The sequence below is a fragment of the Mesorhizobium sp. Ca11 genome (assembly GCF_020165275.1).
GTDB lineage: Bacteria > Pseudomonadota > Alphaproteobacteria > Rhizobiales > Rhizobiaceae > Mesorhizobium.
The window spans coordinates 637,020-652,392 of sequence record NZ_JAIUHU010000001.1 but is presented as its reverse complement, the minus strand read 5'-3'; the positions used below and the strand labels follow the sequence as shown (position 1 = coordinate 652,392).

Here is a 15,373-nt window from a genome sequence, read left to right as displayed (position 1 = left end):
GTCGTTCGACGCGTTAAGCCGCGTTTTCCGTCTGGGGGGCAACCTGCCGGAGGGCTCGGACTCAATGTTTGGAAATGCGGTGCGGGAATATCGGTTGCAGGCCCGGCGTGAGAGGGGATGACGGGATGAAGAAGAAGCATGTGGCTGTCCTCCTGGGTGGATTCTCCTCGGAGCGGCCCGTGTCTCTGTCCTCGGGGAAGGCGTGTGCGGATGCGCTCGAGAATGAAGGCTATCAGGTCACCCGGGTCGATGTTTCGCGCGATGTCGGGTCTGTGCTTGCCGAGCTCAAGCCTGACGTCGCTTTCAACGCGCTGCACGGTCCGTTCGGCGAGGACGGCACCATCCAGGGAATTCTCGAATATCTCGCAATTCCCTACACCCATTCGGGTGTGCTCGCTTCGGCCTTGGCCATGAACAAGGAGCAGGCCAAGAAAATCGCCAAGGCGTCCGGCATTCCGGTCGCGGAGTCGAAGGTGGTCAACCGCTTCGCCGTCCAGAGCAGGCATCCGATGAAGCCGCCTTATGTGGTCAAGCCGGTCAATGAGGGGTCGAGCTTCGGCGTGGTCATCGTGCATGAGGGGCAGTCGCATCCGCCGCAGGTGATCGGCTCCACGGAATGGCAATATGGCGAGATCGTCATGGTCGAGCGCTACATTCATGGCCGCGAATTGACCTGCGCGGTGATGGGCGATGTGGCGCTCGGCGTCTGCGAGATCATCCCGACCGGGCATTCCTTCTACGATTACGATTCAAAATACGTTCCCGGCGGATCAAAACACGAAATCCCTGCTAAAATTTCACCGAATATTTACCAAAAAATACAGACACTGGCCCTCAAGGCTCATCTTGCCATTGGTTGCCGGGGCGTCTCCCGATCGGACTTCCGTTACGACGATCGCCACTCCGAAAACGGCGAGGTTGTCTGGCTCGAGGTCAACACTCAGCCGGGCATGACGCCGACGTCTCTGGTGCCTGAAATCGCCGCGCAAGCGGGACATTCGTTCGGCGATTTGTTGAGTTGGATGGTGGAGGACGCTTCGTGTCTGCGTTGAGGTTGGGGCAGGGTAATGGCGTCGGCGCGGCTGGTCTCGCGCTGTTCGGTATGTCGCTGTCATTCGACCGTTTCGTTTTGCCGCGTCAGCTTCGCCGGCCGATGCGCGTGCTGGCGCGCCTGTGCGGCGGCGAGTATGAGGCGCCGCGCTTTTCGGCGGCGATCCTTTCCGCCGCGCTGATCGCGTCGAGCAGCGCCTATGGCGCCTATCTCGGCGGCTACGGCGACAGCATCGTGCAGGGCGTGACGGCGCGCACCGGCTTTGCCGTCGACCAGATCAAGGTGGTCGGCAACCGCCAGACCTCCGAGATCGATGTGCTGGACCGGCTCGGCCTCGACGGCTGGACCTCGCTGATCGGCTTCGATGCCGAGGCCGCGCGCGAGCGCATCGCGACGCTGCCGTGGGTCGAGGGAGCCGCGGTGCGCAAGATCTACCCGCATACGCTGGAAGTGCGCATCGAAGAGCGTCAGCCCTTCGCGCTTTGGCAGCAGGGCACCTCGGTCTCGGTCATCGAGCGATCGGGCGAGATGATCGCGCCGTTCTCGGGCGGCAAGCAGGCGCTGCTGCCGCTGATCATCGGCACCGGCGCGCCGGCCATGGCGCCGGCCTTCCTCGCCAAGATCGAGCGCTATCCCGAGCTTGCGGCGCGGGTCAAAGGCTACATCCGGGTCGGCGAACGGCGCTGGGACCTGAGGCTTGAGAACGGCATCACGATCAAGCTGCCGGAAGACGGCGAGGACCAGGCGATCGCCGAGCTCGTCAAGATCGACCATGACAACGGATTGCTGACCCGCGACATCGCCGCCGTCGACATGCGGCTTTCCGACCGGCTGGTCGTGGAGCTGTCGCCGGAAGCGGCGACACAGCGCGAAGCAGCGCTCAGCGACAAGCCGAAGTCCCTGGCCAAGCGCAAGGTGGAGAGAAAGATATGAGCTGGCTTGGCGGCGGCGGCGACGCTTCTTCGCGCCGGTCGGGCACGCTCACGGTGCTCGATGTCGGCTCCAGCAAGGTCTGCTGCGTCGTGGCGAAGCTGAAGCCGAACGAGGACGGCAAGCTGCTGCGCGGACGTTCGCATCGCATCCAGGTGATCGGCATCGGCCACCAGAAATCGCAAGGTGTGAAGTCCGGCGTGGTGGTCGATCTCGATCGCGCCGAGCATGCCATCCGGCTTGCCGTCGATGCGGCCGAGCGCATGGCCGGGCTCACCGTCGATTCCCTCATCGTCAACATGACGGCCGGCCGGCTGAAGAGCGAAGCCTTCTCGGCGACGATCAATCTCGGCGGCCATCAGGTCGAGGAAGTCGACATCAAGCGCGTGCTCGCCGCCGGCGCCAAACAGGCGCTCAGGGCGGAGCGCGAGGTGATCCATTCGCTGCCCGTCGGTTTCTCGCTCGACGGCGAGCGCGGCATGCGCGACCCGCGCGGCATGATAGGCGATGCGCTTGGCGTCGACATGCATGTGCTGACGGGCGACGCGGCGCCGATGCGAAATCTGGAGCTTTGCATCAATCGCTCGCATCTGTCTGTCGAGCGCATGGTGGCGACGCCCTATGCCAGCGGGCTTGCCTCGCTGGTCGACGACGAGCTCGAAATGGGCGCAGCCTGCATCGATATGGGCGGCGGGACGACGACCATCTCGGTCTTCTCGGAGGGCAAGTTCGTCCATGGCGACGCGATCGCCATCGGCGGCAACCATGTGACGCTCGACATGGCCAAGGGCCTGTCGACCTCGCTCGATGCCGCGGAACGGCTGAAGGTGATGCATGGCTCGGCGCTGCCCGGCAGCGCCGACGACCGCGACCTCGTCTCGATCCAGCCGATCGGCGAGGAAGGCGATGTGCCGCTGCAGATCCCGCGCTCGGTAATGACGCGCATCATCCGCGCCCGCATCGACGAGACGCTGGAGCTTCTGCGCGACCGGCTGAACAAGTCCGGCTACGGCAATGCCGTCGGCAAGCGGGTGGTGCTCACCGGCGGCGCAAGCCAGCTCGCCGGCCTGCCGGAAGCGGCGCGCCGCATTCTCGGGCGCAATGTGCGCATCGGCCGGCCGCTCGGCGTCGCAGGCCTGCCGGAGGCGGCCAAGGGACCGGCGTTCTCGACCCCGGTCGGACTGATGATCTATCCGCAGATGGCGAGCTTCGAGAGCCATTCGGCGAAAGGACTTTCCGGTTTCAGGATGACCGGAACGGACGGAAAACTGCATCGCATGAGTCAGTGGTTGAGAGACAGTTTTTAATTTGACGGGGACAGCCCCATAGGCGGCCGCAGCGGCGAGGCGGCGGGAAAGGCAAAGGACGGAGACAATGACCATCAATCTGCAGAAGCCGGACATCACCGAGCTCAAGCCACGCATCACCGTGTTCGGTGTCGGCGGCGGCGGCGGCAATGCCGTGAACAACATGATCACAGCCGGCCTGCGCGGCGTCGAGTTCGTGGTGGCCAACACCGACGCGCAGGCGCTGACGATGTCCAAGGCCGAGCGGCTGATCCAGCTCGGCGCGCATGTCACCGAAGGCCTCGGCGCCGGCTCGCAGCCGGAAGTCGGCCGCGCGGCGGCGGAAGAGTGCATCGACGAGATCATCGATCATCTCTCCAACACCCATATGTGCTTCGTCACCGCCGGCATGGGCGGCGGCACCGGCACAGGCGCCGCTCCGGTCGTTGCCCGCGCGGCGCGCGAGAAGGGCATCCTCACCGTCGGCGTTGTCACCAAGCCGTTCCATTTCGAGGGTCAGCGCCGCATGAAGACGGCCGACATGGGCATCGAGGAACTGCAGAAATGCGTCGACACGCTGATCGTCATCCCCAACCAGAACCTGTTCCGGCTGGCCAATGACAAGACCACCTTCGCTGATGCCTTCGCAATGGCCGACCAGGTGCTCTATTCGGGCGTCGCCTGCATCACCGACCTGATGGTCAAGGAAGGCCTGATCAATCTCGACTTCGCCGACGTCCGCTCGGTGATGCGCGAGATGGGCAAGGCGATGATGGGCACGGGCGAGGCTTCGGGCGAGGGCCGCGCGATGGCCGCTGCTGAAGCCGCCATCGCCAACCCGCTGCTCGACGAGACCTCGATGAAGGGCGCCAAGGGCCTGCTGATCTCGATCACCGGCGGCCGCGATCTCACCCTGTTCGAGGTGGACGAGGCTGCGACCCGCATCCGCGAGGAAGTCGACCAGGACGCCAACATCATCCTGGGCGCCACCTTCGACGAAGAGCTGGAAGGCGTGATCCGCGTGTCGGTCGTCGCCACCGGCATCGACAAGTCGGCGGCCGAAATCGCGGCTGCGCCGATCTCGATCCGCGCGCCGCAGAAGCCGGCCGCCCGTCCGGCGGTGGCTCCGGTTGCCGAAATCCGCCCCGCTCCGGTTCAGCCGCAGGCCTATGAGCCGCGCGCGGTCGATCCGGTCGCGGAAGCGATCCAGCTTGCCGAGGCCAACGCCGCCGCCATGGCGCAGCCGCGCCCCGTGCCGGTCGACGACTTCCGGCCGCAGAGCAAGATCTTTCAGGCCCCGCCCGCCCAGCCGCAGCCGCAACCGGTGGTGCCGCAGCAGGTGATGCAGCAGCCCGCGCCGCAGCGCGAGATGCCGCAGCCGTTGGCCGCGGCCCCGCAGCGCATGCCGCGCGTGGAAGACTTTCCGCCGGTGGTAAGGGCTGAAGTCGAAGCCAAGAGCCGGCCCGCGGACCATGAGAACAGCGGTCCGATGGGGCTGATCAAGCGGCTGACCAACGGCCTTACCCGCCGCGAGGAAGAGCCCGCCCGGCTCCAGCCGGCGCAGCCGCGCGAGCCGAAGCTGCGCCAGGCCGCGCCCGAGATGCGCCGTCTCGCCAGCCAGGATCCTGCGCTCTATGCGCCGCGCCGCGGCCAGCTCGACGACCAGGGCCGGCTGACGCCGCAGGCCCGCACAGTCCAGGAAGACGACCAGCTGGAAATCCCGGCCTTCCTGCGCCGCCAGGCCAACTGATCGATACGGCGGACCGCCGATCGTTAACGGTATATAACAGTTGTTAACAGGCAGACGAGAAATCGTCTGCCTGTTGCTTTTGCAAAAGACATTTAAAACAAGGCTTTACGAGCTGTTTCTGACGCATTTCCGTGGTTACACGGGGTAAGAAACCGTGATTTGGAGTCTCCAGGGCGGGCCATTATCTTCGCCACGGACTAAAGTCGGTTTGCCGGGATTCGGGGAGTAGCCCTGCCTGCCGATTATACAGAGCCGCATGCTCTTGCTTATTTTGCCGCATCCTATGCGAGCGCCAGGCCATCAGTCTGGCTGCAAGATACCCAAGGCCGACGGAGCGGACGCAGGCATTCAGGGCGTATGGGGTTACTCTTGCACGACTATCAGACGACAGTGAAATCGCGCGTGACGCTGGCTGGCATCGGCGTCCATAGCGGCAAAACCGTGACCGTTCATTTCCTGCCGGCCGATGCCGATACGGGCATCGTCTTTCATCTTTCGAATGGCGGCGAAGCCCGGGAGCTCCGCGCCCTGGTCGCGGAAGTCGGCGCCACCGATCTCTGCACCATGCTTGGCGATCCGGCCGGCGATCATATCGGCACCGTCGAGCATCTGATGGCCACAGTGTTCGGCCTCGGCATCGACAATCTCATCATCGAGATCGACGGTCCGGAAGTCCCGATACTCGACGGCAGCGCCACGGCTTTCGTCGAAGCCATCGACCAGGCCGGCATCGAGACGCTGGCGATGAAGCGCCGCTATATCCGCATCGTCAAGCCGGTGCGCGTGGAAGCCGGCGCATCCTGGGCGGAATTCCGCCCCTATGACGGCACGCGATTCGAGGTCGAGATCGATTTCGAAAGCCCGGCGATCGGTCGCCAGCAATTCGCCTCCGACATCAATCCCGACATCTTCCGCCGCGACATCGCGCGGGCCCGCACTTTCGGCTTCATGAAGGATGTCGAACGGCTTTGGGCCGCCGGCTACGCGCTCGGCTCGTCGCTGGAAAACTCGCTGGTCATCGGCGACGACAACCGCGTCATCAATGTCGGCGGGCTGCGCTACCCCAATGAATTCGCCCGCCACAAGACGCTCGATGCGATGGGCGACCTGGCACTGGCCGGCGCGCGCTTCATCGGCTGTTTCCGTTCCTATCGCGGCGGCCACCGGATGAATGCCTCGGCATTGCGCCGGCTGCTTTCCGACCGGACGGCCTTCGAGATCGTCGAGACGAGACGTCGAGAGCGCGGCCGTGTCGCCGAGATGATCGCCGTCAGCGGGCCGGTCTACGCGCCCTGGGTGATCTGATTTTTTAACCGTTTTCTGGCTTTGTGGTCAGGCTTGTGTTGCATGGCTGCATCACAGGGCCGCCAAAACGCGCGGCTTTGATCATCGCGTCGGCCTGCCACAAAAATGTGCGATTGGCCGGACATAGCGTTGCCGGGCAAGGGGATAATGGTTTATGGCTTCGGCCCAGGACCGAAACGACGCCGAAGGGGCGGAATCCAAACATGTTTTTTTCGCGAGTTGGTCAATCGGTAACGCCGCGTCGGGGTGTTTTGCTGGCGCTGTCGGTGGTTGCTCCCGCGCTCGTGCTGTCGGCCTGCATGTCCTCCGAGAAGGATGTCAACCTGGCAACCTATGTCGACCAGACCGAGCCGGCCGACGTGCTCTACAACCAGGGCCTGGCCAACATGAATGCCGGCCGCCTCGATGAGGCGAGCAAGAAGTTCGACGCGGTCGACCGCCAGCATCCCTATTCCGAATTCGCACGCAAATCGATGGTGATGGGCGCTTTCGCCGATTATCGCGCCGGCAATTACGACGAGGCGATCGGTTCGGCCAAGCGCTACCTGACCCTCTATCCCTCGACAGACGACGCGGCTTACGCACAGTACATCATCGGCCTCTCCTACTATCGGCAGATCAAGGACGTCACCCAGGACCAGAAGGAAGCGCGCCAGACCATCCAGACCATGCAGGATCTGGTGACGCGCTGGCCGAACTCCGAATATGTCGGCGACGCCAAGGACAAGATCCGCTTCGCCAGCGACCAGCTCGCCGGCAAGGAGATGCAGGTCGGCCGCTACTATCTCGAGCGCCGCGAATACATCGCCGCCGTGAAGCGTTTCCGCACCGTGGTCGAGAACTATTCCAACACCCGCCATGTCGAGGAGGCGCTCGCGCGCCTGACCGAGTCCTACTATGCGATGGGCCTGACCTCGGAAGCGCAGACGGCCGCGGCGGTGCTTGGTCACAATTATCCGGACAGCCCGTGGTACAAGGATTCCTACAAGCTCCTGCAGAGCAACGGGCTTGAACCCCGCGAAAATGCCGGATCGTGGATTTCCAAGGCCGGGAAGCTGATCACCGGCGCCTGAAACTTGCGATGCTGTCCAGACTGTCGATCCGCGATATCGTCCTGATCGAGAAGCTGGACATCGACTTCCTGCCTGGGCTTTCGGTGCTGACCGGCGAAACCGGCGCCGGTAAATCCATCCTGCTCGATGCGTTGTCGCTGGCGCTTGGGGCGCGAGGCGATGCCTCGCTCGTTCGCCATGGCGCCGCGCAAGGCCAGGTCATCGCGGTGTTCGATGTGCCGCGCAACCATCCGGCACGCGCGTTGCTCGCCGGAAACGACATCGAGGATGATGGCGACATCATCCTGCGCCGCGTGCAGACGGCCGATGGCCGCACCCGCGTCTTCGTCAACGACCAGCCCTCCAGCGTCACCCTGATGCGCGATGTCGGCCGCGCGTTGGTCGAGATCCATGGCCAGCATGACGAGCGGGCACTGGTCGACCCCAGCGCGCATCGCGAATTGCTGGACAGTTTCGGCGGCCATCTGGGCGCCGTGCGCGGCACGGGCGAAGCCTGGCGGTACTGGCGAAACTGCGAGCAGGAGCTTTCCCGGCATCGCGCCAAGGTCGAGGCGGCGGCGCGCGAAGCCGATTATCTGCGCGCTTCCGTGGCCGAGCTCGCAAGACTCGACCCGCAGCCGGGCGAGGAAACGGAGCTTGCGGAGTTGCGCGCGACGATGATGCGCGTCGAAAAGATCGCCGCCGAGATCCATGATGCGCAGGATGTGCTGTCGGGGCCGTCCTCGCCCTTGCCGCAGCTCGCCAGCTTGTTGCGGCGGCTGCAGCGCAAGTCCAGCGAAGCCCCCGGCCTGCTCGACGACGTGGTGAAATCGCTCGACGAAGCGATGATCTCGCTCGACGCCGCGCAGTCCGGCGTGGAAGCGGCGCTTCGCGCCACCGAATATGATCCGCAGCGTCTGGAGAAGGCGGAAGAGCGTCTGTTTGCGCTGCGCGCCGCCTCGCGCAAGCACAGTGTCGCGGTCGACGATTTGGCGCAGTTGCGCGACACGATGGTGGCCGATCTTGCCGACCTCGATGCCGGCGAGGAGCGGCTGCACGCGCTGGCCAAGCAGGCCGCCGCGGCGCGCGAGGCCTACGATATTTCCGCGGCGCAGCTGTCGTCGCTGCGTCATGCGGCGGCGGCGGGGCTGACCAAGGCTGTGATGGCGGAACTGCCGGCGCTCAAGCTCGAACGGGCCGAGTTCATCGTCGAGATGGGAAGCGATGCCGAAAGCCGCATGGAAGAAGGCATCGACCAGGTCGAATTCTGGGTGCGCACCAATCCGGGAACCCGGCCGGGACCGATGATGAAGGTCGCTTCCGGCGGCGAGCTCTCGCGCTTCCTTTTGGCGCTGAAGGTGGCACTGGCCGATCGCGGCTCGGCGCCGACCCTGGTGTTCGATGAGATCGACACCGGCGTAGGCGGCGCGGTGGCCGACGCTATCGGCCAGCGGCTGGCGCGGCTGTCGAAACGGGTGCAAGTGCTTTCCGTGACGCATGCGCCGCAGGTTGCGGCACGCGCCGCAACGCATTTCCTGATCTCCAAATCCGGCGGCAAGGACCGCGTCGCCACCGGCATTGCCGAAATGGACCGCGCGGCGCGCCAGGAAGAAATCGCGCGCATGCTGGCCGGCGCCACCATCACCGACGAAGCTCGCGCGGCAGCGGAGCGGTTGCTGCGCGAGAATACGGCTGCCGCATAGAAGGTTGGACCTCTTCGGTTCCAGTCCGAGTCAGCAGATGGCTGCATCGTGCTGTTCAGCAATGATTTGTGCGCAAGCCCACTCCCTGCCGTCAAATCCTGATTTATAGTGGCGCGCCACAATCCAAGGACTGATGCATGTCGGAAAAACCCGTCGATTCGTTGAGTGAAGGCGAAGCCGCGGATGAGCTGAAGCAACTGGCGGCGGAGATTGCCGAGCATGACCGGCGTTATCACACCGAGGACGCGCCGACGATCACCGATGCCGAGTATGATGCGCTGCGCCGGCGCAACCTCGCAATCGAAGAGCGCTTCCCCGATCTCGTGCGCGAGGATTCGCCGACGCGGCGGGTCGGCGCCCCGCCCGCGGAGGGCTTTACCAAGGTGCGGCACGCGGTGCCGATGCTGAGCCTCGCCAAGGCCTATACCGACCAGGACGTCGCCGATTTCATCGAGCGCGGAAGGCGTTTCTTCGACCGCGACAAGGACCTCGACATCGCCTTCACCGCCGAACCGAAGATCGACGGGCTGTCGGCCTCGTTGCGCTACGAGAGCGGCGTGTTCGTGCAGGGCGCGACGCGTGGCGACGGCACGGTCGGCGAGGACATCACCGCCAATTTGAAAACGATTGCCGACATCCCGAAGAAGTTGCAGGGTTCGGGCTGGCCGGAAATCATCGAGATCCGCGGCGAGGTCTACATGACCTATGCCGAATTCGAGGCTTTGAAGCAGCGTTCAGCGGCGGTCGGCGGCCAGGATTACGTCAATCCGCGCAACACGGCTGCAGGGTCGCTGCGCCAGAAGGATCCATCGGTCACCGCCAGCCGCAATCTGAAATTCTTCGCCTATGCCTGGGGCTATACGACAGCGGACCCAGCGCCGACGCAGTTCGATTCCGTACAGAAGTTCAAGGAATGGGGCTTCAAGGTCAGCCCGCTGATGGTGCGGGCGAAGTCCATCGACGACCTGATCGCGCATTACCACCGCATCGAGGAGCAGCGCTCCTCGCTCGGCTACGACATAGACGGCGTCGTCTACAAGGTCGACCAGCTCGAGCTGCAGCGCCGCTGGGGTTTCGTCACCGGCGAGCCGCGCTGGGCGGTCGCCCACAAATTTCCGGCCGAGCAGGCGATGACGACCGTCGAGAGGATCGACATCCAGGTCGGCCGAACCGGCACGCTGGCGCCGGTGGCGCGGCTTGCGCCGGTCACGGTCGGCGGCGTGGTGGTCGAGAATGTCACGCTGCACAATGAAGACTACATCAAAGGTTTCGACAGCAACGGCCAGCCGATCCGCGACGGCATCGACGTGCGTATCGGTGACACGGTGGTCATCCAGCGGGCAGGGGATGTCATCCCGCAGATTGTCAGCGTCGTCATCGATAAGCGGCCCGCTGGCGCGGTGCCCTATGAATTCCCGCATACCTGCCCGGTCTGCGGCTCGCCGGCGACGCGCGAGATCAACGAGAAGACGGGCAAGGAGGATTCGCGCCGGCGCTGCACCGGCGAGATGATCTGCGCCGCGCAGGCGGTCGAAAGGCTGCGTCACTTCGTGTCGCGCGGCGCGCTCGACATCGAAGGCCTCGGTGCCGAAAACATCGACCTGTTCTTCAATTCGGGGCTGGTGAAGACCGCCGCCGATATCTTCACGCTGAAGGACCGAAGGCCCGCCGTCACCAGGGCGCTGGCCGAGCGACGGGAGGAGCAGGCGAGGCTGCGCGAGGAAGCCTCGGGCAAGGCGCGCAAGAATGTTCGCAGCGTCGAGGAGCGTAATTATGAAGGTCTCGACAAGTTGTTTTCGGCCATCGACGCGCGCCGCGAGCCGGAGCTCGACCGTTTCATCTTCGCGCTCGGCATCCGCCATATCGGCGAGACCACGGCGGCCGTGCTTGCCCGCCAATTCTCGACCATCGAGGAGCTGATCCGTATCGGCAAGGAGACGGCGAAGGCCGAGGATCCGCACAGCGTGTTCCCATCGATCAATGGCATCGGCGATACGGTGATCAACGCGTTGCGCGACTTCTTCGGCAATGAGCGCAATGACGACGTGCTGGACGCCTTGCTGACGCAGGTTCATCCGAAACCCTACGTCATGGAAATCTCGGCCGGCAGCGAAGTCTCGGGCAAGACGGTGGTGTTCACCGGCTCGCTGGAAAAGATGACGCGTTCGGAAGCCAAGGCGATGGCGGAGCGGCTCGGCGCCAAGGTCGCGGGCTCGGTTTCGGCCAAGACAGACCTGGTGGTGGCGGGTCCGGGCGCCGGCTCGAAGCTGAAAGTTGCGAGCGATCTCGGCATCGAGGTGATCGACGAGGACACATGGCTGCAGCGGATCGGCAGGGGCGGCTAATGACTGGAGCGTTCAAGGGTTTTGGGCCGAAGGCCATTCCGTTCCTGAAGGCGCTCGACTTCCACCAGAGCCGTGAGTGGTTCCAGGAAAACCGCGACCTTTACGACAGCGAGCTGCATGGGCCGTTCTGCGATCTGGTCGAGACGCTCACAGAGCGTTTCGAGGCGGCCAAGCTCGGCTTGCGCGGCGACCGCAAGAAATCGCTGTTCCGCATCAATCGCGACGTGCGCTTTTCCAAGGACAAGCGGCCCTACAATCGGCATCTCTCGGCGATTCTGTCGCCCGACGGCACCAAGATGGAGCAGGGCGTCTTCTACGTGCATATCGGGCTCGAGCGCTGCTTCGCGGGTGTGGCCTGGTGGCAGCCGGCGCCTGAATTGCTGCAGGCGATGCGCAAGGCGATCGTGACCAAGCCGGCCGCGTTCCGCGGCATGGTCGCATCGCTCAAGAAGGCCGGCCTGGAGCTCGATGCGGAAGACCGCCTGAAGCGGGTGCCGCGCGGTTTCGAGGATGTCGGTGACGAGGATCTCGCCCAGGCGGTGCGCAACCGGCATTTCGTGGTCCGGCACGACATCGATCCGGCGACGATCCATTCGCCGGCGCTGGTCGACGATCTCGTCGGCTTCACGCTTGGCGCCAAGCCGCTGCTCGACTGGGGCCGGGCGATCCAGGGGACGGCTGTCGCGGCCTGACGCCGCCTCCGACTGTCGCCGGGCTTACATCCGCATCAGCAGGCCGCCGTCGACGGCAAGCTCTATGCCGGTGATATAGCTCGCGGCGTCCGAGAGCAGGAAGAGCGCGGCGTTTGCCATGTCCTGCGGCGTGCCGATGCGGCCGAGCGGCGTATAATTCGCCACGGCGGCGCGCTTTTCTTCGGTGTCCCAGCGCGCCTGCAGCGGCGTCAGCGCCATGCCGGGGCAGATCGCGTTGGAGCGGATGCCGTTGCCGGCAAGCTGCATGGCAAGCGACTTCGACAGCGCGCAGACGCCTGCCTTCGAGGCCTGATAGGCATCCTGAGGCTTCGGGTCGCCGCGATACCACTGAATGGTCGAGAAATGCACCATGGCGCCGCCGCGGCCGCCGGCGCGCATCTGCGGAACGACCGCGCGTGCGGTGTGCACGAAGGATTTCAAGTTGATGTTGAAGACCTGATCCCAGACATCGAGATCCATTTCGAGCGCCGATTTGTCGCGGCCGAACCACAATACGCCGGCGACATTGGCGAGATAGTCGATGCCGCCACGCTCGCGGCCCGCCGCACCGATGGTCCGTTCCACGAAGGCCGCGTCGGTCAAATCGCCCTGGGCGAAGGTGAGCCGGTCGTCATACGAGGCGAGGGAGGCCGGACGCGGCTTGATGTCGATGGCGGTGACGGAGGCGCCGGCATCGAGCAGCGCCAGCGCGATCGCTTCGCCCATCCCGCCGCCAGCTCCGGTGACGACCGCATGCCGGCCCGTGAAATCATAGACGACCATTCATCCCCCCTCGGTTCTTGCTGCAAGGCGCGGCGCTATCTCTGCGCCAAGGCGCGATGGCGGGACAATAGGGGCCGACAAAAAATCCATCAAGCCGTATTCGAAAAAATTTGCCAAAATAGAAAATCGCGATATCGTGCCGTGGCTGACAGCTTCCTTTTGGGTGGATTCCAAGACCATGACCCTGCATTCCGGCGCCCGGACCTTCTCGGTGACCTCTCCTGTCGACGGCTCGATCTATGCCCAGCGCAACTATGCGGACGGGGCCGCGATCGAGGCGGCCGTCGCCCGCGCTCGCGCGGCGCTGCCGGGCTGGCGGCGCACGCCGCTGGCCGAGCGCCTGGCGATCCTTCTGCGCTTCGGCGAGGAGATGAAGGCGCGCGCCGCTCCGCTGGCCGAGGCGGTGGCGTGGCAGATCGGCAGGCCCTTGTGGCAAGCCGACGAGACGCCGCGCCTGGCGCTGATTGGCGAGTTGCTTGCAGGCGCTGCACCGGACACGCTGGCCGACATGCCCTATCCGTCGGACGAGAACATCCGCCGCTATGCCAAGCCGGTGGCCGGCGGCCTACATCTTTCGATCTGCGCCTGGAACTACCCGACCGCCATGCTCGGCTATCTGGTCACGTCGCCGCTTGCCGCGGGCAATGTGGTGATCTTCAAGCATTCGCCGCAGACGCCGCTGATCGCGGAGCTCGCCGAGGAGGCTTTTCGCGCGGCCGGCGGGCCGGAAGGGGTCTTCCAGTGTCTGCATCTCGACCATCCAGATGCGGAGCGGCTGATCGCTTCCGGCGTCTTCAACGCCGTCAATTTCATCGGTTCGGTCAATGGCGGCCGGCGCGTGCATGCGGCGGCGGCCGGCAACTTCACCCAGGTCCATCTCGAGCTTGGCGGCAAGGATCCGACCTATGTGCGCTCCGACGCCGACCTCGAGGCGGCGGTTCCGCTGATCGCAGAGGGCACCTATTCCAACGCCGGCCAGTCCTGCTGCTCGGTGGAGCGAATCTATGTCGACCGCCTGATTCACGACCGTTTCGTCGAGGCGCTGGTCGCCGAGACGGCGAAGTGGTCGATCGGCCATCCGATCGCTGAAAAGCCGATGGTCGGCCCGGTGGTGCGCGCGGTCGCGGCCGACACCATCCGCGACCTGACCGAAGGCGCGGTGCGAGCAGGGGCGAAGCGCCTGATGCCGCAGGATGGCGCGCGCAAGGCGGCAAGCCTCGGGACCGCCTATGTCGCGCCGGAGGTGTTGACCGGCGTCGACCACAGCATGCCGATCATGCGCGACGAGCTGTTCGGGCCGGTGGCCTGCGTCCAGGCCGTCGGCGGCGACGACGAGGCGATCGGCCTGATGAACGACAGCGACTACGGCCTCAGCGCCTCGATCTGGACGCGCGATGTCGAACGCGGCGTGGCCTTGCTCGACGAAGTCGAGGCCGGCACCGTCTATCTCAACCGATGCGATCACGCCGACCTTTATCTGCCCTGGGGCGGCATCAAGAATTCCGGTCTTGGCCGCGCCAACGGGCGCGCCGGCCTCATCGAGGCGACGGCGGCGAAGGCTTATCATGTCCGCTCCGTCATCGCCTGACCGCCAGCGGCATCCGGTCGTGCGGGACCTTGAAAAGCTTGGCGACGAGGCCGTCGCGGCGCTTGCCGCGGCCGGGGTGGAACGATTGCTGCCGGATGCGGCCAGCCCCTATCTTCTGATTGCCGAGCATGCCGGCAACGTCGTGCCGGCGCCGTGGCGCGACCTTGGCCTGGCGGAGCCTTATCTCGGCACGCATTTCGCGGTGGACATCGGCGTCGACGCGCTGACGCGCCGGCTCTCGCGAACGCTGCGGGCGCCGGCGGTGATCGCGCGCTATTCACGGCTGTTCCTCGACTATAACCGCCCCGCCGAGGAGTGGGACTTCATGCGGCCCGACCTCGGCGGCATCCCTGTGCCGGGCAATCTCGCTGTGGACGTGGCGGATGCGAGACTGCGCAAGCTCGTCGCCTGGGCGCCGGTCGAACGGGCAATCATCGAAGCCGCTGCCGGCAGGCGCGCGCTGATCTCGGTGCATTCCTTCACGCCGGTGATGGGCGGGGTGAAGCGCAATGTGGATATCGGCGTGCTGTGGCGGGAACAGTCGTCCTTCGTCGCCTCGGTGCTGAAAACGCTCAGGGCCCAAGGCCCGGAAGCAGGCTTCAGAATCGGCGATAATGAACCTTACGACTGGCGCCAGGCTGTCGGCTACACCTTGAACCGGCACGGGCTGCAGCAGGGCCGGCCCTGCCTCTACCTCGAGCTGCGCAACGACTTGCTTGCCGATCCGGAAACTTTCGAACGCGTCAGCCGCGTCCTAGAGGCTGCCTTTGCCACCGTCGCGATATCCCTATGGCCGCAATCAGCCGTAGCCGTCTGAAGGCTGGACGCTCAAATATCGGAACGCTAGAGCTTGTCGAATTGGAAACACGACAGCCAAGGGCGTGGACG

General features: G+C 65.0%; 12 protein-coding genes. 11 read left to right on the top strand and 1 reads right to left on the bottom strand.

Translation table 11 applies throughout. The features are described 5' to 3' along the window. Positions 1-125 precede the first annotated feature (125 nt). From LB538_RS03150 to LB538_RS03110, 9 genes are all read left to right on the top strand, one after another. The gene (locus tag LB538_RS03150) at positions 126-1,052 is read left to right on the top strand and encodes a D-alanine--D-alanine ligase (protein ID WP_224522866.1); all 927 of its coding nucleotides are present in this window, start codon (positions 126-128) and stop codon (positions 1,050-1,052) included. Further along, entirely contained in the window at positions 1,040-1,984 is a 945-nt protein-coding gene (locus LB538_RS03145) for a cell division protein FtsQ/DivIB (RefSeq protein ID WP_224522865.1), read from the top strand. The genes LB538_RS03150 and LB538_RS03145 overlap by 13 nt, the downstream gene beginning before the upstream one ends. Further along, positions 1,981-3,288 carry a cell division protein FtsA gene (gene ftsA / locus LB538_RS03140; protein ID WP_224522864.1) on the top strand — a complete coding sequence of 436 codons (1,308 nt, stop codon included), beginning with the start codon at positions 1,981-1,983 and terminating at the stop codon, positions 3,286-3,288. Before LB538_RS03145 ends, ftsA begins: the two co-directional genes overlap by 4 nt. 67 nt (positions 3,289-3,355) lie before the next feature. Next, a complete protein-coding gene (gene ftsZ, locus LB538_RS03135) occupies positions 3,356-5,017 on the top strand; it encodes a cell division protein FtsZ (protein ID WP_224522863.1) in 1,662 nt (553 codons plus the stop codon). A 357-nt stretch (positions 5,018-5,374) separates the two neighbouring features. Further along, positions 5,375-6,322 carry a UDP-3-O-acyl-N-acetylglucosamine deacetylase gene (lpxC, locus tag LB538_RS03130; protein WP_224522862.1) on the top strand — a complete coding sequence of 316 codons (948 nt, stop codon included), beginning with the start codon at positions 5,375-5,377 and terminating at the stop codon, positions 6,320-6,322. Positions 6,323-6,525: 203 nt separating this feature from the next. Further along, on the top strand, positions 6,526-7,395 hold the full coding sequence (locus LB538_RS03125) for an outer membrane protein assembly factor BamD (RefSeq protein WP_095769002.1): 870 nt from the start codon (positions 6,526-6,528) through the stop codon (positions 7,393-7,395). Between the two features lie 8 nt (positions 7,396-7,403). Beyond that, positions 7,404-9,077, top strand: coding sequence for a DNA repair protein RecN (gene recN / locus LB538_RS03120; RefSeq protein ID WP_224522861.1), 1,674 nt, complete (start codon positions 7,404-7,406; stop codon positions 9,075-9,077). Positions 9,078-9,214: 137 nt separating this feature from the next. Beyond that, positions 9,215-11,422, top strand: coding sequence for an NAD-dependent DNA ligase LigA (gene ligA, locus LB538_RS03115; RefSeq protein WP_224522860.1), 2,208 nt, complete (start codon positions 9,215-9,217; stop codon positions 11,420-11,422). Then, positions 11,422-12,114, top strand: coding sequence for a DUF2461 domain-containing protein (locus tag LB538_RS03110; RefSeq protein ID WP_140839724.1), 693 nt, complete (start codon positions 11,422-11,424; stop codon positions 12,112-12,114). Before ligA ends, LB538_RS03110 begins: the two co-directional genes overlap by 1 nt. A 24-nt stretch (positions 12,115-12,138) precedes the next feature. Here LB538_RS03110 and LB538_RS03105 read toward each other — a convergent pair whose 3' ends face one another. Next, positions 12,139-12,897, bottom strand: coding sequence for an SDR family NAD(P)-dependent oxidoreductase (locus LB538_RS03105; RefSeq protein ID WP_224522859.1), 759 nt, complete (start codon positions 12,895-12,897; stop codon positions 12,139-12,141). Positions 12,898-13,075: 178 nt separating this feature from the next. Between LB538_RS03105 and LB538_RS03100 the strand changes: the two genes are divergently transcribed. Together LB538_RS03100 and LB538_RS03095 are read left to right on the top strand one after the other, a co-directional pair. Continuing rightward, the gene (locus tag LB538_RS03100; protein WP_224522858.1) at positions 13,076-14,485 is read left to right on the top strand and encodes an aldehyde dehydrogenase family protein; all 1,410 of its coding nucleotides are present in this window, start codon (positions 13,076-13,078) and stop codon (positions 14,483-14,485) included. Then, positions 14,463-15,302 carry an N-formylglutamate amidohydrolase gene (locus LB538_RS03095; RefSeq protein ID WP_224522857.1) on the top strand — a complete coding sequence of 280 codons (840 nt, stop codon included), beginning with the start codon at positions 14,463-14,465 and terminating at the stop codon, positions 15,300-15,302. Before LB538_RS03100 ends, LB538_RS03095 begins: the two co-directional genes overlap by 23 nt. Positions 15,303-15,373 lie beyond the last annotated feature (71 nt).

Excerpts from the sequence above, each read along its gene's own strand:
- LB538_RS03125 (WP_095769002.1), top strand. The coding sequence starts at position 6,526 with ATGTTTTTTTCGCGAGTTGGTCAATCGGTAACGCCGCGTCGGGGTGTT.
- LB538_RS03100 (WP_224522858.1), top strand. The coding sequence starts at position 13,076 with ATGACCCTGCATTCCGGCGCCCGGACCTTCTCGGTGACCTCTCCTGTC.
- ligA (WP_224522860.1), top strand. The coding sequence starts at position 9,215 with ATGTCGGAAAAACCCGTCGATTCGTTGAGTGAAGGCGAAGCCGCGGAT.
- LB538_RS03150 (WP_224522866.1), top strand. The coding sequence starts at position 126 with ATGAAGAAGAAGCATGTGGCTGTCCTCCTGGGTGGATTCTCCTCGGAG.
- recN (WP_224522861.1), top strand. The coding sequence starts at position 7,404 with ATGCTGTCCAGACTGTCGATCCGCGATATCGTCCTGATCGAGAAGCTG.
- LB538_RS03095 (WP_224522857.1), top strand. The coding sequence starts at position 14,463 with ATGTCCGCTCCGTCATCGCCTGACCGCCAGCGGCATCCGGTCGTGCGG.
- LB538_RS03110 (WP_140839724.1), top strand. The coding sequence starts at position 11,422 with ATGACTGGAGCGTTCAAGGGTTTTGGGCCGAAGGCCATTCCGTTCCTG.
- ftsZ (WP_224522863.1), top strand. The coding sequence starts at position 3,356 with ATGACCATCAATCTGCAGAAGCCGGACATCACCGAGCTCAAGCCACGC.
- LB538_RS03105 (WP_224522859.1), bottom strand. The coding sequence starts at position 12,897 with ATGGTCGTCTATGATTTCACGGGCCGGCATGCGGTCGTCACCGGAGCT.
- lpxC (WP_224522862.1), top strand. The coding sequence starts at position 5,375 with ATGGGGTTACTCTTGCACGACTATCAGACGACAGTGAAATCGCGCGTG.
- ftsA (WP_224522864.1), top strand. The coding sequence starts at position 1,981 with ATGAGCTGGCTTGGCGGCGGCGGCGACGCTTCTTCGCGCCGGTCGGGC.